This is a genomic window from Streptomyces sp. NPDC093544 (assembly GCF_040683495.1).
Lineage (GTDB): Bacteria > Actinomycetota > Actinomycetes > Streptomycetales > Streptomycetaceae > Streptomyces.
In genome coordinates, this window is record NZ_JBFBEA010000009.1 from 269704 (window position 1) to 291512 (window position 21809).

Annotated in this window: 15 protein-coding genes and 4 pseudogenes; 6 read left to right on the plus strand and 13 right to left on the minus strand. The window is 69.4% G+C overall.

Features of this window, described 5'->3' with window-relative positions; all coding sequences use genetic code 11:
* Positions 1-380: 380 nt before the first annotated feature.
* Positions 381-775: pseudogene (locus tag AB0N66_RS16265) on the plus strand (transposase family protein); the annotation flags it as partial.
* Positions 776-885: 110 nt separating this feature from the next.
* Here AB0N66_RS16265 and AB0N66_RS16270 read toward each other — a convergent pair.
* From AB0N66_RS16270 to AB0N66_RS16285, 4 genes and pseudogenes are all read right to left on the minus strand, one after another.
* Positions 886-1798 (minus strand): annotated as a pseudogene (locus AB0N66_RS16270) (IS982 family transposase); the annotation flags it as partial.
* A 255-nt stretch (positions 1799-2053) separates the two neighbouring features.
* Positions 2054-2647 carry a TetR/AcrR family transcriptional regulator gene (locus tag AB0N66_RS16275; protein ID WP_365434345.1) on the minus strand — a complete coding sequence of 198 codons (594 nt, stop codon included), beginning with the start codon at positions 2645-2647 and terminating at the stop codon, positions 2054-2056.
* 81 nt (positions 2648-2728) lie between these two features.
* A complete protein-coding gene (locus AB0N66_RS16280; RefSeq protein WP_365434348.1) occupies positions 2729-4051 on the minus strand; it encodes an MFS transporter in 1323 nt (440 codons plus the stop codon).
* A gap of 134 nt (positions 4052-4185) precedes the next feature.
* Positions 4186-4367 (minus strand): annotated as a pseudogene (locus AB0N66_RS16285) (IS982 family transposase); the annotation flags it as partial.
* On the opposite strand from AB0N66_RS16285, the pseudogene AB0N66_RS16290 reads away from it, so the two are divergent.
* The 3 genes and pseudogenes from AB0N66_RS16290 to AB0N66_RS16300 form a co-directional block, all read left to right on the plus strand.
* Positions 4357-4509 (plus strand): annotated as a pseudogene (locus AB0N66_RS16290) (IS982 family transposase); the annotation flags it as partial. The pseudogenes AB0N66_RS16285 and AB0N66_RS16290 overlap by 11 nt on opposite strands.
* Positions 4510-4598: 89 nt before the next feature.
* Entirely contained in the window at positions 4599-5597 is a 999-nt protein-coding gene (locus AB0N66_RS16295; RefSeq protein WP_365434351.1) for an RNA polymerase subunit sigma-70, read from the plus strand.
* A 295-nt stretch (positions 5598-5892) separates the two neighbouring features.
* The gene (locus AB0N66_RS16300; protein WP_365434354.1) at positions 5893-6348 is read left to right on the plus strand and encodes a DUF6069 family protein; all 456 of its coding nucleotides are present in this window, start codon (positions 5893-5895) and stop codon (positions 6346-6348) included.
* 382 nt (positions 6349-6730) lie between these two features.
* On the opposite strand, the gene AB0N66_RS16305 is transcribed toward AB0N66_RS16300, so the two are convergent.
* The 5 genes from AB0N66_RS16305 to AB0N66_RS16325 form a co-directional block, all read right to left on the minus strand.
* The gene (locus AB0N66_RS16305; protein ID WP_365434357.1) at positions 6731-9718 is read right to left on the minus strand and encodes a glycoside hydrolase family 2 TIM barrel-domain containing protein; all 2988 of its coding nucleotides are present in this window, start codon (positions 9716-9718) and stop codon (positions 6731-6733) included.
* Between the two features lie 361 nt (positions 9719-10079).
* Positions 10080-12863 (minus strand): alpha-mannosidase, encoded by a 2784-nt coding sequence (locus AB0N66_RS16310; protein ID WP_365434360.1) that lies wholly within the window; start codon positions 12861-12863, stop codon positions 10080-10082.
* A gap of 41 nt (positions 12864-12904) precedes the next feature.
* A complete protein-coding gene (locus tag AB0N66_RS16315; protein WP_365434514.1) occupies positions 12905-13711 on the minus strand; it encodes a carbohydrate ABC transporter permease in 807 nt (268 codons plus the stop codon).
* A gap of 47 nt (positions 13712-13758) precedes the next feature.
* Entirely contained in the window at positions 13759-14718 is a 960-nt protein-coding gene (locus AB0N66_RS16320; RefSeq protein ID WP_365434363.1) for a sugar ABC transporter permease, read from the minus strand.
* Positions 14719-14725: 7 nt separating this feature from the next.
* The gene (locus AB0N66_RS16325; RefSeq protein WP_365434366.1) at positions 14726-16063 is read right to left on the minus strand and encodes an ABC transporter substrate-binding protein; all 1338 of its coding nucleotides are present in this window, start codon (positions 16061-16063) and stop codon (positions 14726-14728) included.
* A gap of 319 nt (positions 16064-16382) precedes the next feature.
* On the opposite strand from AB0N66_RS16325, the gene AB0N66_RS16330 reads away from it, so the two are divergent.
* Positions 16383-17384, plus strand: coding sequence for a LacI family DNA-binding transcriptional regulator (locus tag AB0N66_RS16330; protein WP_365434369.1), 1002 nt, complete (start codon positions 16383-16385; stop codon positions 17382-17384).
* A 96-nt stretch (positions 17385-17480) separates the two neighbouring features.
* Here the strand turns inward: AB0N66_RS16330 and AB0N66_RS16335 are convergent, their stop codons facing one another.
* The 4 genes from AB0N66_RS16335 to AB0N66_RS16350 form a co-directional block, all read right to left on the minus strand.
* Complete coding sequence (locus AB0N66_RS16335) at positions 17481-17909, minus strand: hypothetical protein (protein WP_365434372.1); 429 nt, start codon at positions 17907-17909, stop codon at positions 17481-17483.
* Positions 17873-19387: an alpha/beta hydrolase gene (locus AB0N66_RS16340; protein WP_365434375.1), complete on the minus strand. Its 1515-nt coding sequence runs from the start codon at positions 19385-19387 to the stop codon at positions 17873-17875. The genes AB0N66_RS16335 and AB0N66_RS16340 overlap by 37 nt, the downstream gene beginning before the upstream one ends.
* A gap of 107 nt (positions 19388-19494) precedes the next feature.
* A complete protein-coding gene (locus AB0N66_RS16345; RefSeq protein WP_365434378.1) occupies positions 19495-19920 on the minus strand; it encodes a hypothetical protein in 426 nt (141 codons plus the stop codon).
* A gap of 376 nt (positions 19921-20296) precedes the next feature.
* Positions 20297-21190, minus strand: coding sequence for a hypothetical protein (locus AB0N66_RS16350; protein ID WP_365434381.1), 894 nt, complete (start codon positions 21188-21190; stop codon positions 20297-20299).
* 109 nt (positions 21191-21299) lie between these two features.
* On the opposite strand from AB0N66_RS16350, the gene AB0N66_RS16355 reads away from it, so the two are divergent.
* Positions 21300-21614 carry a transposase gene (locus AB0N66_RS16355; RefSeq protein WP_365434384.1) on the plus strand — a complete coding sequence of 105 codons (315 nt, stop codon included), beginning with the start codon at positions 21300-21302 and terminating at the stop codon, positions 21612-21614.
* Positions 21615-21809 lie beyond the last annotated feature (195 nt).

Consider the following 21809-nt stretch of genomic DNA (forward strand, 5'->3'; position numbering starts at 1 on the left):
CGAGCAGGTACAGGGCGAGCGGTGACCCTGCCGGTAGCGGCTGCCTCGTACCCGTCGTGGATCGGGAAGCCGGGCCAACACCTCGCACAGCGCGGCAGGTTCGGACAGCTCCGCGGACAGGTTCAGTAGGTCGACGTCCTCACGACGGCGCTGGAGAGCGTCGACCAGGGAAGATGGCACGCTAACCCGACCCCCTGGTTCAACTACTCCGACCCGCAGTGCGTGGCCGGCACGACCATGCCCAGCAGCCTCGGCTCGGACACCCTGCGCTGCTTTCCCACGTACCGGCAGCCGCCGTACACTGCTGATCCCCAACTGGACTGGTTCCACAACTACGTCGTTAGTCCGGTCACCGAGTCGGACCCGGCCGACGGCGCGCCGTTGCCACCGGTTGGCGCTATATCCGCGCGGCGATCACCTTGCTCGCCGCGGCCGCCAACGACCTGCACCAGGCGATGACCAGGATCCAGCTGCTGGCCTACGTCATCGTCGGCGGCACGTTGATCCCGATCGACCGCGTGCACGATCGGAAGACGTACTACTCCGGAAAACACCGACGGCACGGGATGAACGTGCAGGTAATGGCAGATGCGGCCGGACGCCTTGTCTGGGCGTCGGCGGCACTTCCCGGCTCGGCACACGACCTGACTGCTGCGTGACCCACAGCATGATCGCCGCGTTGACCGACGCTGACGTGATGCCCTTCGCGGACACGGCGTATCAAGGCACCGGCGGTTCAGTGCGTATCCCATTCAAGCGGTACCGCTACCGCCGAGGCTGTTGCGTCGGCAGAAGGTTCTCCACCCCGTGGAGAACCCGACCTGCCAAGGATGAGAAGCGCTCAGCCATGTCGACCGACCCTAGTTGATCGATTCCAAGGGGTCGGTGGTCATAGGTGGTCAGTGAGCGCAGGACGGGCTGTCCTGTGTGGTCGTTGTGCCAGGTCGCGGTAGTCAGTGCGAGGATGCGCTGCATGACGCGGGTGACGACACCGCCGGGCGTGCGCCCTCGGTGCTGTTCGAGATCGAGTTGACCCTTGAAGGTTTCGTTGACCGACTCGATGATCTGCCCGCAATGGCTTGAACAGTGGTGCTCCGGGCCGTTCCGGCTCGCCCTTGCGTGCTGGCCGGAGCAGCCAGATGTCCTGCTCGGCTAGTTCGTGTTCGAAGCCCCGGCCGAAGTAGTTCTTGTCGCCGATCAGCGTCTGGGCGGGACGTGCGGCAACGAGGCCGGGTTCGGCGGCCAGGAGGTCGAGCAGAGTCTCGCGCTCGTCTGCCTTGGCGCCGGTCAGCGCGAACGCGACGGGAAGCCCCTGGAGGGTGCACACCAGGTGCAGCCGCAGCCCCCAAAAGAACCGGCTGTGACTGGCGCAGTACCCGTACTCGGCCCACCCGGCCAGGTCGGAGCGTTTCACGGTCTCGAGGGAGCGGCCGCATTCGACCGGTGTGGAGTCGACGATCCACACGTCGTCGCTCCACACCGAGGTGTCGGCGGCCAGCAGCCGGGTGACCCGGCGGAGCAGTTCGGCGCTCTTGCGCAGCCGCTTGTTGTAGCCGGGCTGCTTAGGCAGGTATGGGAAGGGATGCCGCAGGTGGGAACGGGCGTGGCGGAGCCATCTGGCCTCCGAGGTGAAGCCGAGCATGGCCTGTATCACTGCCAGTGTGACCAGTTCGGCGTCGGTAAGCTGCGGGGCGATCCCCACGGCCGGCTGCCAGGGCGTGAGATGCGGAGACGCCTTCAGCAGGTCATCTGTCTTCGCATAGAGTGCGGTCGCGAGGATGTCCAACTCTGTCTTCACACACTGACGTTGGACGCCCTCGTCCCATGCGCGCAGCCGATCCCTTGAATCGATCATCTAGTGGCGCTGCCTCGGGACACCAGCGGACAGACGTCGGCCGAGCGGGCTGCGGCGCACCGTCCGCGGATCGGGCCTGACCGGAGCCGGCGGCCCGGTGCGTCGGCCCAGGCAGCTCTACCGACGCCACGTCGGTAGCCCTGGCGCACCGCGTGGTTCACGCTCGCGGTCCCGGCCCGCGTGCGCGCTGAGCGCCGCTCATGCCTCGGCGGATGCGCCCGTCGCCGCCGCGATCAGGGCGGTCGCCGCCGCGCGTGAGGTCGCGGCCACCGTGGAGTCGTGGTCCATCAGGGCGGAGATGCCGGCGCCGTCGTAGAGGAGTTGGAGCTGGTGGCCCAGGGCGTCGGGGTCGGCGGCGCCGGCCTCGGCGGCGAGGCGGGTGAAGAGTTCGCGCATCCAGCCGCGGAAGGCGTCTGCCGCTTCCTGGACCAGCCCGCCGGGGCTGGCCTCGGCGCCGGCGCGGATGAAGGCGCAGCCGCGGAAGTCGGGCCGGTCGAACTGCCGCCCCTGGGACTCGAAGACCGCCAGCATCTGCTCGCGGGGCGTGTCGCGCTCCGCGACGGCCCGGGTGATCCGGTCGGCGGTGCCCGCGTGCCGGGTGTCGAGGTACGCCCGGACGAGCTGCTCTTTGCCGCCGAAGGTGTTGTACAGCGATGCCTTGGCCACGCCCGCGTGCTCGATGACCCGGTCGATCCCGACGCTCTGCACGCCCTCGGCGTAGAACAGCTCGTTCGCGGCGGCGAGCAGGCGCTCACGCGCCGACGGCTTCGCGGTGCTCTGGACACTCGCCACGACGGTCACTCCTTCAGACAGGTCTGTCTACATTATGCGCTCGCCGCGCCCCTCCGGCCGAGTCCGGCCGGAGGCCACCCCTCAGGCGTTGCCGCCGACCCGCTCGCCCTGCAGGACCGCCGCCCCGTCCCGACCGCCGCGCAGCAGCCCGAGCAGCGCGAACGCCGCGAGGACGATCACGGCGACGCCGTACTCCTGCGTGGTGGCGGTCAGTCCGCCCGCGTGGACGACGAGGAACCCGGCGATCACGGCGGGCACCCCCATGCCCAGGTAGGAGATGATAAAGAGCAGCGACAACACCCCGGAACTCTCGTGCGGCCGGGCCAGCGGCATCACCGTACGGATGCCGCCCTGGAACCCGCTGCCGAAGCCGACGCCCGCGATGGCGGTGCCGACGAAGAAGCCGGTGGGGGAGGAATCGCGGATCGAGATGAGGGTGAGGGTCACCCCGGCGATCAGCGCGAGGATGCCGGTGAGCATCACCGTCCGGGTCGCCGCCTTCCGCAGGACCAGCACCGAGACGGCGGCCACCCCGGCGAGCACGAACAGGCTCAGCCCGCCTAGGACTTCGGACCTGGAACCTGTCAACTGCCGTGCGAGGGACGGACCTAGCGACCCGTACAGCCCGGCCAGCGCCCAGACGGCGAACAGCACCGGCGCGGCCACCAGCATCGGGTGGCGTACAGCGCGCGGCAGCTTGATCTCCGGCGCCAGGCTGGCCAGCGCCCCCGGCTTGCGGATCACCGTCTCCGCCATCAGCGCGACGGCGACGGCCTGGAGGACGAAGACCGCCAGCAGCCCGAGGTAGACCAGATGCGTGGGGGCGGGCAGGAACTGGACGACGAGGCCGGAGACCAGCGCGCCGGTTGCCGTGCCGATGCCCGGGACGACCGCGTTGGTGATCGTGCCGCGCGGCCGGTCGATGTCCATCATCCCCGCCCCGATCGCGCCGAGCGCGGCGCCGGTCGACAGTCCCTGGACGATCCGGGCGACCATCAGCCCCGACACGCCGTCGGCAGTGGCGAACACGACCATCGAGGTGGCCTGCGCCGCCAGCGCAGCCAGCAGTATCGGCCGCCTGCCGACGTGGTCGGAGAGCTTGCCCATGGTGAGCAGCCCGAGCAGCACGGCCACCGCGTAGACGCCGAAGACCACGGTGGTGGTGATCGGGTCGAAGCCCCATTCGGCCTGGTAGACCGCGTAGAGCGGGGTCGGCGCGCTCGAGGCCGCCAGGAACGAGATGGTGATCGAGGCGAGTACGTACAGCGCCACGTGCGGCGGCAGCCGCCGGCCCCGCGCGGATACGGCAGCGGAGTCGGATCCGGAAGCGGATCCGGCGTCGGCGGGCGCCGCATCCGAGGTGCGCGCCGGTTTGGACGCCGGGACGACCGAGAGATTCGTCATGACCATTCCCGTCCGAAGTATGAGTAGACCTGTCTGTCTAATCGCGTGTCATATTAGACAGACAGGTCTACTCAGGTCAAGCGGGAGGGGCGAGCGTCGCTCGGGGCGCGCTCACGGGTTCACGCGCTCGCGTTGAAGGTTTCCTTGACCGACTCGATGATCTGCCGCAATGGCTTGAACAGTGGTGCTCCGGGGCGTTCCGGCTCGCCCTTGCGTGCTGGCCGGAGCAGCCGGATGTTCTGCTCGGCTAGTTAGTGTTCGAAGCGCGGCCGAAGTAGTTCTTGTCGCCGATCAGCGTCTGGGCGGGCCGACTCGATCTCGAACAGCACCGAGGGCGCACGCCCGGCGGTGTCGTCGCCCGCGTCATGCAGCGCATCCTCGCACTGACCGCCGCGATCTGGCACAACGACCACGCAGGACAGCCCGTCCTGCGCTCACTGACCACCTATGACCACTGACCCCTTGGAATCGATCATCTAGTGATGAGTTTTCGCGCTCGCACCCGTCACACCTACGACGGGACACGACGAGGCGGAAGGATGACGTGATGAGTGCGGACACGCGGCTGGAGGAGCTGGGCGTGAGTGGTCTGGGAGAGGTCGACGAGCCGGCGTTCTCGGGGCTGGCGGAGCGGCACCGGCGGGAGCTGCACGTGCACTGCTACCGGATGCTCGGGTCGTTCGAGGACGCCGAGGACACTGTGCAGGAAACGTTCCTCCGTGCCTGGCGGCGGCGGGAGACCTTCGAGGGGCGGTCGACGTTCCGGGCCTGGCTGTACCGGATCGCCACCAACGCCTGCCTGGACCTGCTCGCCAAGTGCCGCCCGGAGCCTGCGACCGGCGGCGAGGTGCTGTGGTTGCAGCCCTACCCGGACCGCCTGCTCGACGAGCTGCCCGCGGGCGACGCGGACGGGCCGGAGACCGTCGCCGTCGCGCGGGAGACGATCGAGCTGGCGTACCTGGTCGCAGTCCAGCACCTCGCGCCGCGCCCGCGGGCCGTGCTGATCCTGCGGGACGTGCTCGGCTGGCCGGCGAAGGCCGTCGCAGAGCTCCTCGGGGACTCCGTCAACTCCGTGAACAGTGCGCTGCAGCGGGCCCGCGCCGGCATGCGGGAGCACCTGCCCGCCGAGCGGCAGGACTGGACCGGCGGCGAACAGGACTCCGGGACGCGCGAGCTCGTGCGCCGCTATACCGACGCCAGCGTGGCCACGGACGTCGACGCACTTGCCGCACTGCTGCGGGACGATGTCCGCTGCTCGATGCCGCCCACGCCGGGCCTGTACGTCGGCCGCGACGCGGTGGTGAACGACTGGGTCGAGAACGGCTTCGAGGGCATGAAGGGCTTGCGCGCCGTCCGCACCTCCGTGAACCGGCAGCCCGCCATCGCCTTCTACCTCTGGCAGAAGCGGGAGGACGCGTACCTGCCGCTGACGATCGACGTCCTGCGCGTCACCGGCGGTGCGATCACCGAGATCGTCACGTTCCACGACGACCAGTTCCCGCGGCTCGGGCTGCCGGAGCGCCTGTCGGCGGACGGCACGGAGTAGTCCCGGTGCGGACGCTCGCGCTGCGCGGCGGCGCGCGTGTAGCGGTGGTCGCGGCGGAGTGGCGCGACGCGTTCGGCGTCGTCGCCCGCGGGCGGGTGCAGCTGGAGCTCCACGACGGCGAGCCGCGGCCGGTCCTCGGACGCGACGCCGGGTTCTGGCTCCGAGGCACCGGCGTCCGTGCCCTGCGGAACCCCGGCCGTCGCACGGCGAGGGTGTGCATCGTCACCCCAGGGCCAGGACCGTCACATGCCAGTCAATACCCCGCACGCGAGTTACCGAATGATGGAGGGACGACATGAACAGCATGAATGACACCGGGGTCGTCGTAGGCCCGGCCTCTGGCCAGACCAGCCACACCCACCGACTCCGAGGGCTCGTCGGCACCGGCTTCATCGCCGCGCTCGCGGCGGTGGTGGTCACGACCCTCGCTGCGGCGCTTGCCCAGGCCGTTGGCGTCGACTTCGAGGTCCCCGATGGTGGCGAGACGATCCCGTTGTCCGGATTCGCCGTGGTGACCGGCTTCTTCTCGGTCGTGGGCATCGTCATCGCCCTCGCTCTTCTTCGTTGGAGCGCTCGCCCCGCCGAGCGATTCGTGTGGACGGCAGTGTCGCTGACCGCGATCTCGTTGGTCCCGCCCCTCCTCTCCGGGGCAAACACCGCCACCACCGTCGTCCTCCTCGGGCTGCACCTCGTCCCTGCGACGGTGATGATCCCCACCCTGGCGCGGAGCCTCCGCACCCGGACCGATTGACGCTCCCGCACCGGGACAATGCGCGGCGCAAGCTGAGTCACGTGTGCGAAGAAGCGCAGGGCACCTTGCCCAACACATTTGTTGCAGCCTCACGCTCACCTTCCTACGGCGGCGGGTACTGCTGCGGGGTAAGTGAGTGCCGGACTCTTCGGCGAACGCACACGGGACTTCATGACTGTTGCGGTCCGCCAGCCGGCGGTGTGCGAGGGGGATTGCCGAGAAGCGGCTGAACAGGGCGCGGTAGAAGTGGTCGATCACGCTGTCCGGCAGGCAGGCAGGCAGGCAGCAGCGGGTAGCGGGCCGGCAGGACCTGCGCGATCGCCCCCCGCGACCCGCTGTCCCGCACCCGGAGGCCAGCCGCCGGCCGCCGGCCGGGTGGGCCTCACGTCGTCGTTCGGCCTCCCGCTATCCGGAGCCTGATGGTGCGCGCCTCCGGGCGCAGCGAGAACTCCGGCCATACGTCGGGGCCGCAGGCGCGGGAGCCGAGGCCGTGTTGGGCCGCGTCGATGATGAGGTGGCTGGTCGTCGAGCCGGGGAGCTCGAAGGGGTGCCGGGCCTCGGTGATCTGCTGAGGGGTGTGGCGGCTGAGGGTGAAGCCGGGACGCCGGCCCTGGGTGTCGGGCAGGGCGGTGATGCGCACCACCCGCTCCGCACCGCTGGTCAGCGTCAGGTGCCGCAGCTGGGAGCGGTGCCCGGTCTCCTGGGGGCGCGCGTAGTCGACCGAGAGGTCGCCGATCGGGGCGGCGAAGAGTCCCGTGCGTGCCGCGTGGAGACTGTCAGGGTAGGACTCGAACGGGCCCAGCCCGAACCACTCGGCACCGTCGACGGAAGTCGTGCCGTCGGGCAGGCCGAAGTGCACACCGATCCTCGGCCACACCGTCCGCCAGCCGTTCGACGGTTCGATCTCCACGCGCAGTTCGAGTTCGTCCCCCTCGACCGACCAGACGGTCTCCACCGTCACGGACAGGGCGGAGTCCGCGGCGGAGACTTTGTCGACGGTGCGCAGGGCGTCCCTCGCATGCTCCACGGTGACCCGCCGCGCGGTGAGCCGGTCCAGGCCGTCCCGGCGCCACAGGCCGGCGCTGGACACCCCGGCGACACTGTCGTCGCTGCCTTCGAGGCGGTCCCCCGGGGCCTCGTCGTTGTCGGTCGGGGCGCGGAACAGTTCCAGACGAGGTCCGGTCACGGCGCGACCGGCGAGACGGGTGAGCGACCCGCCGGCGAACTCGGCGATGCCGAGGGTGAGGGTGCCGTCGCCGGGCCGCCAGTCGGTGCGCGGCCGGACGCGGGGGACAGGGCGCCGGACCGAGTGATCGTACTGGGCGGTCGCTACGACATGCCCCTGGGCCGCCCAGGCGGTGCCGGTCGCCAGCACCGCGTCGATCGTGAGCCAGGTCTCGGCGTCCGGGGACACCGTGACCCGGGGGAGCGTCACCCGGCCCGACTCGCCAGCCGCGACCACGGGGACATCCAGCTCGCCCGAGTCCACGGACACTCCGTCGTGTTCGACCCGCCAGCGGAACTGCAGATCCGACGTGTCGGCCGAGTGTCGCAGGTTCCTGACCGCGACCTTCTCGCCGTCGAAGGCGAAGCGGAGCGGCTGCACGACAGCCTTGAACTCGTGGAGGCTGGGCGTGGGCACGTCGTCGCTCAACAGCATGCCGTCCATGACGAAGTTGCCGTCGTGCAGGACCTCGCCGAAGTCGCCGCCGTAGGCGTAGTACGGCGTTCCGTCCGGGGCTGTAGCCAGGAGACCGTGGTCCCGCCACTCCCAGACGAAGCCGCCGTGCAGCCGCGGATACTCGTGCACGAGCGCCTCGTACTGGTCGAACGCGCCCGGCCCGTTGCCCATCGAGTGGGCGTACTCGCACAGCAGGAACGGTTTGCCCCGCTGGCGGGCGCTCTGCGCGGGGGTGCAGTCCAGGAGCGTGGACGACGCGTCGTCGGTGCCGACCCGCTCGGTCTCCGGGACCGTCGGGTACATGAGTGAGTAGACGTCCGTGTACTCGCCGGTGTGGTCGCCCTCGTAGTGCACCGGCCGTTCGGCGTCCCGGGCGTGGACCCATGCCGACATCGCGGCGAGGTTGGCGCCGGTGCCCGCCTCGTTGCCGAGCGACCAGATGACGACGCTGGGATGGTTCTTGTCCCGCTCGACGGTCCGCTGGATGCGGTCGAGGTAGGCCGGGCGCCACGCCGGGTCGTCGCTCGGGTTGCCGACCCAGCCGATCTTGTCGAAGCCGTGCGTCTCCAGGTCGCACTCCAGGACGACCCAGAACCCGAGTTCGTCGGCGAGGTCGAGGAGCCGCGGGTGCGGGGGGTAGTGGCTGGTACGGATGGCGTTCACGTTGAACCGCTTCATCCTGGCGAGGTCCTCGCGTGCGTGCCGCTCGTCGAAGACCCGGCCGCGCTCGGGGTGCGCCTCGTGACGGTTCACCCCGTGGAAGACCACCCGGCGGCCGTTGACCAGGAATTGGTCGCCGCGGATCTCGACCGTGCGGAAACCCACCCGAAGGCCGATGCTCTCCGCCGCCGAGGAGACCGTGGCCTCGTACAGGCGCGGCTCTTCCGCCGACCAGGGATCCACCCGGGCCACGTCCAGTGGCGCCACCTCGGCCGCCGTCGCCCAGACCCGCTCGACGCCGAGCTCGGGGATCCGCAGGGTGACAGGGAAGGCCGACGCGTCGGCGGTCACCTCCGGGTCGATCCGGCCCTGCCCGGCGGCGTAACCGGTCCTGAGCCAGACGTCCTCGATGCCCCCGGCCGGCCGGGCGAGAAGTGTGACGTCGCGGAAGATCCCCGGCAGCCACCACTGGTCCTGGTCCTCGACATAGCTGGCCGCGGACCATTGGTGCACCCGCACCGCGACGACGTTGTCACCCGGACGCACGGCGTCCGTCACATCGAACTCGTGGGCGAGCCGGCTGCCGCTGGCGCCGCCGGCCTCCACGCCGTTGACCCACACCGTGAAGAGCGACTCGACCCCGTCGAACCGCAGCACGATCCGCTCGGCGCCCGACCAGCCGTCAGGAAGGTCGAAGTGGCGTCGGTAGTCGCCCGTGGGGTTCTCGTCCGGAACATGGGGCGGATCGATCGGGAACGGGAACTGGATGTTCGTGTAGAGGGGCCTGCCGTAGGCGCCGTCCCCCTCCAGCACCCAGTGCGCGGGCACCGCCAAGGTCCCCCAGTCGTCGTCGGAGAAGTCGGCGGCTACGAAATCCGCCGCGACCGACGCCGTGGGGGACAGCCGGAAGCGCCAAGGCCCGTTGAGGGAGAGGGAAGAGGCGTCGGAGTGCAGCCACGAGCGCGCCGGGCGCAGTGCGCCGCGCCCCGGTGCCAGGTCCGAAACATACGCGGAGAGCGCGGAGAGCAAGAGGTCACGTCTTTCTTCGTGTGGGGCCCGGCGGACGTCGCCCGTGCCGTGGCGGGCGTGGGGGTCGGTGACGGCCGGTTCGTACGGCTGGTGGCGGGGGTGGGGGCGGTCGTGGCCGGTGTGTATGGCCGGTGGCGGGCCTGGGAGCAGGCCGTGGTCGGTGCGTACGGCTGCCGGCGGGTAGAGGTGTCGGTCGCGGCCGGTTCGTACTGCCCGTGCCGGGTGTCCGCGCCGGTCGTTTCCAGTTCGTACGACTGCCGGCGGGAAGCGGAGTTGGTCACGCTCAGCTCGTCCGGCCCGCGGCAGGACCGTGTGTCGGTCGTGGCCGGTTCGTACGATCCGCTGCGGGACCAGGTGACGGTCACGGTCGGCTCGTGGGGGCCGAGGGGTGCTGCCTCAGCACGATCGTGCGGATCTCCCAGGGCGCGAGGTCGAGTTCGAGGCCGTTCTGCGACGGCGCGGTGGAGAGTGGCCGGCCGAGCAGGTCGACCGTGGTGGCCTCGGTGAAGTCACCCGTCAGACGGGCGGTCGATCCGGTGTCGCTCAGCGCGGTGAGCCGGACCTCGATGCCGTTTCCGACTTCGTGCCCGTCCCTGTCGGCGGGGACCCGGCGGATGCTGGAGACGAACACGTCCTTGCCGTCGACCCGTACGCCGCTCACGTCGGCCGGCAGGGTGCCCCCAGCGGGCGCGGTACCGCGCGTGACGAGCACATCGTTGCGGAACTCCTCGGCGAGGGCGACCGCGTCCGCGGCCTGCCAGCCGGTGACAGAGGGCAGGACGGCGAGCCGGTTCTCGATGCGCATGCCGAGGTCCTGTGCGCCCGGGGCGGGGATCTCGCTCGCCGCGGGCTCGTCGCGCAGGGGGTGGATGTTGACGCTGATCGAGCCGATCGCGCGCAGCAGCGTGAGGGCCAGCTCCGAGCCGTCGTCGACGAGTTCGTACTCGCTGGAGTGGTCGAGGAGGACGGTGGCCGGCCCTGCCGACACGAAGGTGCTCGCCGGGAAGGTCGGGAGCGGGTACTCGCCCCAGCCGCCCTCCGCCGTGAGTCCACGCTCGGTGACGGCGAACTGGCCGGCGGAGGCGGACGTGGTCACGGGCCGGGGCAGCGGCACGTGGAAGCGCAGCCGGTGATCGGCGGACCGGTTGAGGAAGGCGGTCGAGATCCGCACGAACGGCTCGCCCGTGCGCAGTTCCACCAGCATCTCCACCGATGTAGGGACGGTGGTTTTGCCGCGCACGTCACGGTCGGCGGTGAGCGCGTCGGGCCACTCGTAGACGCGGGTGACGCGCAGCCGGGACCGCAGCGGCCCGTTCTCGACGAGCTCGACGCTGACCGAGGTCGGCTCCGACACCAGCAGGTCCCGGGCCGGGGGAGCGTAGTTGTAGCTGTCGCCGCGGTCACCGCCGTCGACCAGGCGGCCCACCCCTGACAGGACTGTGCCGTCCGCGCCGGTGACGACCAGGGTGCCGTCGTCGGCCACCACCACCTCGACCAGGCCGTTCGACAGCGCGTCCGCCGACGGCTTCACGGTGGCCGTGGCCGGCGTGAATTGTGGCGCCGGGACGGTGTTCCCGTCGGCCGCCGAGATCCGGACAGCGGTCAGTCCGGAGGCGGGCACGTGCACCGGCACCAGCGCGGTCGCCCGTGCCTCGGCCAGCGTCCGCACCTGCCACTCGCCCGGATGCGCGGCAGCCGCGGCGGCGACCTCGCGACGCAGGATCAGCAGGTCGAACGGCCCGCTGGCCGGCACCTCGGCGAGATGGAACACCAGTGAGCCCGGCGTGAGTTCGTAGCGGTCGATCAGCAGTCCGAACAGTTCCCGACGGTGGATACGGCGCAGTACGCGTTCGAGCTGCGAGGCATCCATGCGCTCGTCGCTGAGCACGGTCGGGTCCTCGGAGATCAGCTGCACGGGATGCGCCGACCCGTCGGTGCCGGTGGCGACGAGCGTGGTCCCGGCAGCCGGGGCCAGGACATCCACCTCGACCAGCGCCGCGCGCGGCGACGGCAGCGGGTTGGCCACCAGGTAGGCGTCGCTGGGCACCCGGGCGGCGGGCTCGGCGAGCGCCGCGTCCCGCACGGCACGGGCGGTCTGCGCGGCCTCGGCGAGCCGCGCCGCGACCTGGTCGCAGGTCTCGTCGGTGCCGGAACCGACCACGGAGTCGTGCGCGGTCGACTCGATGATCTTGTGCCAGGCGAGGGAGAGGAAGGCCGAGTCGTCGCGTCGCGACCACAGCGCGTTCACGCGCTCGGCGTGGTCGACGGTCCGCTCCGCGAGGGCCATCCGCTGCTTGAGCCCGAGCCGCACGGACAGCACGCCCGGCAGGATGTTGCCCCGCACATGGCTGCGCAACTCACCGGTGACGACGGAGGTCACCTCGTCGCGGACATGCTCCCGGATGTACTCGTCGAGCGTGGCGACGGTGATCGGCAGCTCCGCGCCGGACGCCTTGCGCAGCCAGGCCGCCAGCTGCGGGTCGGGCGCGTTGTGGTCGGTGCCCGCCATGGCCAGCACCGGATCGCTGCCCCACCGCTGGGCCGTCATCTGCGCGTACTCGCCGAGTGCGCGGCCGAGCTGGTCGGGCACGAGGAGGACGTCCAGACCGTTGTCATAGCCGTCGAAGAGGAACTCTGTGCGCACCTCGGAGCCGTCCGGGGCGCGCCAGCGGAAGGCGTGCCCCTCGACCGAGCCGGGCACCCCGCGCCACAGCGCCGCGTGCTCGATCCCGGCGCGTGCCAGGATCTGCGGCATCTGCGCGACGTGGCCGAACATGTCCGGCAGATAGCCGATGCGCATCGCGCCGCCGAGCCGCTCCGCCGCGGCCCATCCCATCTGGAGATTGCGCACGATGGTCTCGCCGGAACACAGGAACTCGTCGAGCAGGATCAGCCACGGTCCGATCGCTAGCCGGCCCTCGCTTACCAGGGCCACGACCCGCTCGCGGTTCTCCGGACGCATCTCCAGGTAGTCCTCGACCGCGGCCATCTGACCGTCGACGGTGAACCGGAAGTCCGGGTTCGCCTCAAGCGTCTCCAGCACGGTGTCCAGGGCGGTCACCAGCCGGTGCCGGAAGACCTGGAAGGGCTCGTACCACTCCCGGTCCCAGTGGAAGTGGGGGACGAATACTGCGGAGTTGGGCATGGCGGGGCGGACCTTCTGTGCGGAGTGGGGGACGGGAGCGGTCACTTGAGGGAGCCGGCTGCGAGTCCGGTGCGCCAGAACCGCTGGAGGACGATGAACAGGATGATCACGGGCACGATCGACACCAGCGAGCCCATGATCACGGACTCCTGGAGGAGCGGGGTGCGGGCGGTTTGCCCGTTCCAGGTGAAGAGGCCGAGCGTGATCGGGAAGAGCTCCTCCTTCTGGAGCATCACCATCGGGAGGAAGAAGTTGTTCCAGATGCCGACGAACTGGAACAGGAAGATGGTCACCAGCGCCGGCGACATCAGCTTGACCGACACCGAGAAGAACGTGCGGAACTCGCCGGCACCGTCAAGGCGCGCGGACTCGATGAGTTCCTGGGGCACGGCGGCGTTCGCGAAGATCCTCGCGAGATAGACGCCGAACGGGCTGACGATGCTGGGCAGGAAGACCGCGAAGTAGGTGTTGACGAGTCCGACCTCGGAGAACAGCAGGAACAGCGGCAGCGCCAGCGCGGTGCTGGGGACCAGTACACCGCCGAGAATCACCGAGAAGAGGAACTCCCGGCCGCGGAAGCGGAACTTGGCGAGCGCGTAGCCGCACAGTGCCGAGATCAGGGTGCCCACGGCCGCGCCCAGCACCGCGTAGACGATCGTGTTGACGATCCATCGGGCGAAGATGCCGTCGTTGAAGGTGAACAGGGTGTGCAGGTTGTCGAACAGCTGGAAGTTCGAGAACGTCAGGCCGCTGGTGGAGGCGAGATCGCCCTGCGGTTTGGTCGCCGCGACGATCAGGAAGTACAGCGGCAGCAGGAAGTAGATCGCCAGCACGAGCATCAGGGCCATGACGGCCGTGCGGCTCACGCGGCTTTCCTGGTCACGGGGTTGCTTGCTCACAGTCCCGCCCTCTTGGAGGTCAGTCGCATGAACCCGAAGCTCAAGACGAACGTGATGACGGCGATGACCACCGAAATGGCCGCGGCCTGCTGGTAGTTGTTCCCGACGGCCACGGTGTACGCCAGCATGTTCGGGGTGAACGTGCTGGAGATGTTCGAGGAGATCTGGCGCAGCACGGCCGGCTCGGAGTAGAGCTGGAGTGTGCCGATGATCGAGAACACCGTGGTCATGACGATGGACGGGGCGATGATCGGGACCTTGATGCGCCAGGCGATGGCCCAGTTACTGGCCCCGTCGATCCTCGCGGCCTCGTAGAGTTCCTGCGGGATGGACTGAAGCGCCGAGAACATGATCAGCATGTTGTAGCCGGTCCACAGCCAGGTCGAGATGTTCGCCGCCGACCACAGCACGGCACCCGGGCCCAGGAAGTCCGGCTTCAGACCGATGCCGTTCAACAGGTCAACGATCGGGCTGAGTTGCGGCGAGTAGAGATACGACCACATGATCGCGGCGATGACGCCGGGCACCGCGTACGGCATGAACGCGGCGGTGCGGAAGAACCCCTTGAGCTTCAGCAGGTGAGTGTCAAGGAGCAGCGCCATGACCAGCGCGGTGAACAGCATCACGGGCACCTGCACGATGCCGAACAGGCCGATACGGCCGATGCTGGCCCAGAACTCGTCGTTCTGGAACACCTCGACGTACTGCTCGAAACCGCCGAACGTCGTGTACGAGGTGCCGTACTGCCCGCCGGAGCGGCGTACCACGCGGAAGCTCTGCCAGAGCGCGTAGCCGATGGGCACCAGGTAGAAGAGGACGAACGGCAGGAAGAAGGGCGTCAGGAAAGCGACGATGGTGCCGGCCCGGGGGCCGCCGACGTCCAGACGCGGACGGCGGCGGCGGCCCCGGGGCGGTGGTGACACCGCGTCGGTGGGGCGGGTGACGATGTCGGTCATTCTGAGGTCACTTACCCGCCGTAGCCGGGATCGCCAGGTCGTCCATCGACTTCAGCGCGGAGGCCTGGGCAGCGGCGAGCGCGTCGGTCAGCTTGCCGTCCCCGGCCACCGCCTTGGACATCGCGTCCTGCAGTGCCAGGTTCACCGACTTCTGGGTGGGGCCCCAGCTGAAGTCGGTGTCGACCTTCTTGGACGACTCGGCGAAGACGTCGAAGATCTTCTCGTTGTTGTAGTACGGCACACCCTTGGACAGCGCCGGAAGCTTCAGCCCGTCCGTGGACGCCGGGTACAGGCCGCCCACCTCGTTCGCCAACGCGAGCGCCTCGGGGTCGGTGTTCAGCCACGTGTTGAACTCGGCAGCCTCGTAGAGGTGCTTGCCGCCCTTCATGAACGCGACGGTCGAGCCGCCCCAGTCGCCCGAGTTGCCGTCCGCACCCCACGTCGGCATCGGGACGATCGACCACTTGCCGGCCTGGTCGGGCAGGTTGTCACGCATCCCCGTGTAGCCCCAGGCCGCCCCGATCTGGGTGGCCATCTGGTCGTTCTGGTAGGCGGCGAACATCTGCGTCGACCCGTTGGCGAGGTCGGTGCGCACGAGCTTGTCGTCGATCAGCTTCTGCCAGTAGTCGGCGACCTGCTTGCTCTTGTCCGACTCCACGGTGACGTGCCACTTGTCGTCGGAGTAGCTGTACATGTTCGCGTTGTTCTGCCAGAGGAGCCCGTTGAACCATTCGGCGTTGTTCGGGTCGAAGAACGTCATGGTGAGCTTCGGGTCCGCCTTGTGCAGCTTCTCCGCGGCGGTGGTGTACTCGTCCCAGGTCGTCGGAATCGGGACGTTGTACTTCTTGAAGATGTCGGTGCGTACGTACATCGCCATCGGGCCCGTGTCCTGCGGAAGGGCGTACACCCCTTCGCCGCCGAAGCTGGCCTGCGACCAGGTCCACGGAACGAACTTCGACTCGGCGTCGGCGGCCGTCTTGCAGGCCGAGGCGTCAACGAAGGCGTCCTGGGAGCGCAGGGTGGGCAACTGGTCGTAGCCGACCTGGGCGAGGTCCGGCGCCGTACCGGCCTTGAGGGCGTTGCCGATCGCGCCGTACTGGTCGTTGGAGATGTTCTTCGACTCGACCTGGATGTCGGGATGTTCCTTGTTCCACAGGTCGACGACCTTGTCCATGCCGTTGACGGTGTTCCAGTACTGGAGGGTGACCTTGCCCTTGGAGGGCTCACAGGAGGCGGCGGACGCGTTGTCGGACGACGAGTCGGACGACGAGCACCCGGCGAGGACGACCATGCCGGCGGCCGCGGCTGCGATGACGAGGCGAGTACGTGTGACTGTGCTGCTCATATCTTCCGTTCCAGAGAACGACTAGCGACGGTGCTAGGCGGGGTCGACGTTGACACCTGGAGGCGGATGCCTTCTGGTTGGAATGTGTTTCCGTGAGCGGTACCGTGAGCGCTCACGGGAGCGGTAACGGGAGCGCTCACGGGAGGGCTTGTCGTGAAGTGATTGGGATTTTGCGCTTCGGTTGGGCCCAGTGTCAAGGCTCTTGAGCCAGGGGAGCACCATCAACCGTTCGCACACGTGGTCGCACCACAATGTCGGCCCGGGGCATACTCAATGTCCCTTGCGACGCGCGCGCGTCGACAACAGGCGGAGGTGAACGATGGCGTCGTCGGGGACCGCACCCCGCCGGGTGACGATCGACGATGTGGCGCGGAGTGCCGGGGTGTCCCGGCAGACCGTGTCCCGGGCGCTCAACGACAAGGACGAGATCGGTGTCGCCACCAAGCAGCGCGTCCTCGATGCCGCCCTCGCGCTGGGATACCGACCGAGCCGGTTCGCCCGGGGGCTCGTCCGTCAGGACACGATCAGCGTCGGGCTCGTGATCCCCGATCTGCTCAACCCCTTCTTCACCGAGGTCGCCGCCGCCTCCCTGGACGCGGCGCGGGCCCGCGGCTGGCATGTCGTCGTGTGCGACACCGGTGATCGCGTCGAGGAGGAGCGGGGCACCCTGGAGGCGATGGCCTCGCAGGTGGACGCTGTCGTGGGGTACATGAGCCTGACCGAGGAGGAGATCGACGGGCTGACCCGGGGGATGCCGGTCGTGCTCATCGACCGTGAGCACCGCTCCGAGCGGTTCAGCACGATCCGGATCGACGGAGAGCGGGGCGTCGCCGCCGCGATCCGCCATCTGGCCCAGTCGGGGCACCGGCGGATCGGCATGCTCGATCACGCGGGCCGGTCCGAGCCGAGCAACCGGCACGACTGGTTCGCCGCCGCGATGGACGCCTGCGGACTCGACTCCGACGCGGTGTGCCGCGCCGACCAGAGCGTGGAGGGCGGGGAGGGCGCGCTGAAGGACCTGCTCGCCCGGCACCCCGACGTCACCGCCGTGTTCACGTTCAACGACATCATCGCCATCGGCGCACTGCGCGCCGCCCGCCGGCTCGGACGCCAGGTCCCCAAGGACCTCGCCGTGATCGGCTTCGACGGCCTTCAGCTCGGATCCCTGGTCGAACCGCCGCTGTCCACCGTCGCCCTCGACACCCGGGAGCTCGGCGCGCTCGCCGTCGAACAGGCGGCACGGCTGCTGACCCGCAGCGGCGGGCTCAGCCGGGACGAGATGGTGGTCCACGGAAAGCTGCGGTTGCGGGAGTCGGCGTAGGGCCGGCCGGCCGTGCCGGCGGCAGGTTCCGTCGGCCGCGGGACCTGGGGTGGGTCCCGCGGCCGACGTCGCCGGAGCTCAGTGCCTATCTCCTCCCTAAGGTCCCCGGGAGGTCGGGTAGATCGCGCCGGGTGTTCGAGTGCTGAGAGCTGTGACGCCCTTTGCGGTTGACGGATCGTAGAGGCGCCCGCCCATCCGTGTGACGCCGCTCAGTGTGCCGCTGTCCCGTTCGTAGGAATCGAGCCAGTCGTACGTGGTGCCCGCGGTGCCGTCGAGCGGGTTGTCGTACTCGTCGTAGCGCTGGAGCGATGACCACCGGTACCTGCGGCACCTTCTGCTCACTCCTCCCGAGGAGCTGGTCCAGGCCGGACTGTCGCAGTCGCACCCGTAATGGTTGGTGGTGGTACTCGTCGTGCTCCAGGTGCCGTCGATCGCCTTGCCCTGCTCGGTGGCTACCGTGAGTCGTCCGGCGGCGTCCGGGGAGCACCTCAAGTGGTCGGGGTGGGCAGCGGCGGCGCCGCGCACTCACGATCCGCCTGGCGGCCTGAGACGCGGGTAGGCAGCGTGCCGGCGGTGAGGTAGGCGGCGATCGTCGCGTCCACGCAGGTGTTGCTGCCCGGCGTGGCGCCGTTGCTGGTGCCGCCCGGGACGCTGACCAGCGACGACTGCGGGAACAGTGACCGGACTTCGAGGCTGCCCTCGAACGGCGTCGCCGCGTCCAGCGTCTCGTCGATCAGCAGCGCGCCGGCCACCTTCGAGCCGTCCACCTTCACGGGGGTGCCGGCCTCGGCTCCCCAGGTCCGGCAGGGCGCGTTGAACCAGGTGTTGCCCCAGGTGGTGGTCGGCGCCAGTGCCGCGGTGACCCGGGTGTCGGCCTGCCACTTGGCCCAGTCCGAGGGCCAGGGCGCGTCCGTGCACACCTCGGCGAGCAAGGCCGCATAGGTGTTGTCGTTGCCGTACTGCATGAGCTGGTCGAAAAGCGCCTTCAGGGTCGCGCCGTCGCCGTCGTGCACCCAGCCGGAGAATGCCGACCCGAGGAACGGCCAGCTCGCCTGGAAGTAGGGGGACACAAGGAAGATGTCGATCCACTCGTCGGGGCCTATCGCGCCGCCGGCCGGCGCAGTGGTCACCGCGGCGAGCTGGTCGTCCCACTGCTGGGTCACCGCCTCGGTCGTGGCGCCGAGGTGGTAGACGTCGTCGTGCGAGGCGAGCCAGGCGAACCAGAGCTCCAGGTTGTTCTGCATCTGGACGTTCTGGTCGAAGTTGGCGGCGTCGTACCAGACGCGTGTCGGATCGACGTTGCTGTCGAGCACCATCCGGCGGACCTGCCGCGGGTGCAGCGTGGCGTAGACCTGGGCGATGTAGGTGCCGTAGGAGTGGGCGTAAATGTTGAGCTGCCCGGCCCCGAGTGCGGTGCGGATGGTTTCCATGTCCGCGGCGGTGTCGGTGGCCTTCATGTGGTCGAGCAGCGCCGACTGGCTGCCGGTGTCGCACGCCTGGGCGTAGCCCTCGGTCCGGTCCAGCCACGCCTCCTCTTCCGCGGCCGTCGCGGGCTCGTACGTCGGCCGGTCATAGCCGAAGTAGCCGGGTTCGCAGGACAGCGCGGGGATGCTCGGGGACAGGCCGCGCCGGGCGAATCCCACCCAGTCGTAGGCGGCGCCCGCGTTCTCGGGCAGCAGGGCAGCCTGCAGCGGGTCGGTGTACCCGGAGCCGCCCAGCGGGTTGGGGGCGGCGAGCACCACGCCCTGGTACTCGCTGTCCGGCACGGTGTGCCGGATCCGCGACAGCGCCAGGGTGATCTGGGTGCCGGCGGGCCGGGCGTAGTTGAGGGGGACCTGGAGCGTGCCGCACTCGGCGCCGGCCTGGGCCAGCGTGGTATCCGTGCAGGCGCTCCAGGCGATGGTGGGGGCGGGCCGCGCGGGGGTCGCGGCGGCAGAGGGAACCGCCGGTACGGTCAACAGCAGGAAGGTGCTTGTGGCGACAGCGGTCAGCAATCGTCTCACCTGAGAATCTCCTCACCATGGGGGGTGGAGGCGACTCTGCCAGGCGGAGTGCGACAGCCCGGGGATCTTGACCATCCCTTTGAAATGAAAACGGTTTCCGTCTTGCTTTACGGTTCCTGTGAACCCATGCGAACGTCGGATGCTCTCCGATCGGCGCGGGCGACGCGAGAAGGCAGATGCAAGAGGGGCTGACGTGGCAGGCAGGAATCTGTAGCGGGGAAGTCCGCGGAGCCGTAACGACCGGATGGTCTGATGACATGCGCGTCAGATCCCCTGAATCGGATCGTCGTCGAAACGTCCCACCGGCTGGTTGTCCAGAGTTCGAACGCCGACTGCGCTGTCTGCGGGCGCCTCGGCCCGCCTGCCGCGACGGCGGCGTTGACGAAGTCACGGGCACCGGGGCCGCAACGGACGGAGGAGATGCTGAACTCGCAGGCGAGGTAGCCGAAGTAGTCGCAGGCCGCCTTCAGTTCGGAGTTCTCCAGCCGGTCGATGCCGTCGACGGGCACCAGGCGGGTGCCGCGCGTCTTCATTGCGTGGCAGATGGGACCGGTCATGTCGGTGCCGGGCTGACCGCTCTCTGGATCCTTGGCGTGCTGGTGGCCGACGAAGTCGGCGAAGGAGACCAGTCCGGCTTGCTGGGGACAGCGGCACGTTGATGTGGATGACCGGGAATCCGGGAGCGGTCGGCGGGCAGTTGGTCGCTGACGATTCCCTCGAATGCACGGCCGAGTTGCCGAAGCACCGTCGTCACACCAGTCTCCTCGGTGCCGCCGACAGCCAGGTGCAAAGGGCATCGCCGTGCGGGTTGTTGGCCAGCCGCAGCCGCCTCGCGAGGAGAACTGCCTTCTTCAGAGCGGGAGTCTGCACGGTCCGCATTGTTGGTCCTGCCGTCCCCGTCGCGCCGGGTCAGGCCTCGGAGTGCGGAAGCCGCCAGTCGAAGGGCATCAGGTCCCGCTCCCAGCCGGGCGATCCGGTCAGTGCGTCGGCGGCCTCGGGCGTGCGCAGGAGACAGCGGTGGCGCAACAGCTCGCGCCGGTCACCGGGCGTCAGGAGCCTCTCCTCGAGGGTGAGATTCTTCAGGTGGTCGAGCTGCAGGTCGTCGCTGCCGTCGATCGGGCGGTCCCCCGCCACGTTGAGCCGATCGCCGTCCGGGGTCCGGTAGTCGAGGCGGAAGCCGGTGCGCCACTGAGAGTTGCTGCCCCAGCCCTGGGACAGGTCTATCGCTGGCCGGTGGCGGCGCTGGAAGGTCCAGTACAGCGGCGAGCGGTCCGCGACGCCGCGCTGCGCGTGCTCGACGCCGGCGCCGACCCGCACGCCGGCCCGGTTGAACAGCAGCCGGCCCAGCATCAGGCCGGGCCAGAGGACCTCGGTGATCTCGATCGGTGCATGCGGGTCATCGGCCTGTTCGACCTCGACGATCTCGTGGAGGAACGGATCGAATGCGTCGCCGTCCTCGAACGGCGTCATGCCCAGCGAGGTGAACACGTCGAGGTACTCGAGCTCCGAGAGCAAGGGCAGCGGGTCCGGAGAGCCGGGCTCGTCGGAGGGAGGCTGGAAGGTGAGCAGCATCCGGTCGCTGATCCGGTGCAGGGCATAGAGCTCCCAGATGAGTTCCTGGCCGCCGGGTTCCGTTCCCTTCGCGGCCCACCACGAGCCGTCTTCGGCCGCTGTGGCCAGCCAGGCGCGGTAGCCGTCGCGGGCCCGTTCAAGCCACGGCACGACGATCGTCTCGTACGGCTCCGCCCCCTCGTACCAGGCCAGGGCCTCGTACAGCTCCCGCGCATCCACCCCGTAAGACATGTCCGGAGCCTACGGGAGGCGCCGGGGGCGTCCGACTGGAAGCCCCTCCCGGACGACGGCCGCCTGCGCAAAGGCATACCGAGAGGTCAGGGCCGCTACCGGCCAGCCAGTGCTGCTCCGCAGAGGCTTCGGCAAGGAGATCCACATCGTGCTCGACAACGGCTCCTCACACACCGTCAGGCACACCAGGACCTGGCCGGCCGCGCCCCCGCGCCGGCACGTTCGCTGGACTCCGCCGCACACTTGCTGGCTCAACCAGGTCGGGCTGTTCTTCTCCGCCCTGACCCGCCGGGTGCTGCGGCACGGCGACTTCGCCAGCCGCGACGACCTGATCGACAAGCTGGAGGCGTATGCGGTCGGGCACAACGAGACCGCCAATCCCTACTGCTGGACCTACGAGGGCACTCGACTCAAGGCCGCCTGATCAACACCCATCAATGAAATTTCGCGGAGCAGCGATAGTGAGCTCTACGGTTGCCTACCTGCTGCCGGCCAGGCTCTCCAGGCTCCGCGCTGTCAGTGCTGCTGCGCCGTAAGGTGCCCGGCATGGCAGAGTCCACCGGGGCTCTAAACGGTCCGATCTACAGTCGCCTCGTCACCGAGTGCGGCGACGCTTCTC

Bases quoted from the DNA above. Each gene is read 5' to 3' on its own strand.
- AB0N66_RS16320 (WP_365434363.1), bottom strand. From the start codon at position 14,718: ATGACCGACATCGTCACCCGCCCCACCGACGCGGTGTCACCACCGCCC.
- AB0N66_RS16310 (WP_365434360.1), bottom strand. From the start codon at position 12,863: ATGCCCAACTCCGCAGTATTCGTCCCCCACTTCCACTGGGACCGGGAG.
- AB0N66_RS16325 (WP_365434366.1), bottom strand. From the start codon at position 16,063: ATGAGCAGCACAGTCACACGTACTCGCCTCGTCATCGCAGCCGCGGCC.
- AB0N66_RS16345 (WP_365434378.1), bottom strand. From the start codon at position 19,920: ATGAAGACGCGCGGCACCCGCCTGGTGCCCGTCGACGGCATCGACCGG.
- AB0N66_RS16330 (WP_365434369.1), top strand. From the start codon at position 16,383: ATGGCGTCGTCGGGGACCGCACCCCGCCGGGTGACGATCGACGATGTG.
- AB0N66_RS16300 (WP_365434354.1), top strand. From the start codon at position 5,893: ATGAACAGCATGAATGACACCGGGGTCGTCGTAGGCCCGGCCTCTGGC.
- AB0N66_RS16280 (WP_365434348.1), bottom strand. From the start codon at position 4,051: ATGACGAATCTCTCGGTCGTCCCGGCGTCCAAACCGGCGCGCACCTCG.
- AB0N66_RS16315 (WP_365434514.1), bottom strand. From the start codon at position 13,711: ATGGCCCTGATGCTCGTGCTGGCGATCTACTTCCTGCTGCCGCTGTAC.
- AB0N66_RS16350 (WP_365434381.1), bottom strand. From the start codon at position 21,190: ATGTCTTACGGGGTGGATGCGCGGGAGCTGTACGAGGCCCTGGCCTGG.
- AB0N66_RS16295 (WP_365434351.1), top strand. From the start codon at position 4,599: ATGAGTGCGGACACGCGGCTGGAGGAGCTGGGCGTGAGTGGTCTGGGA.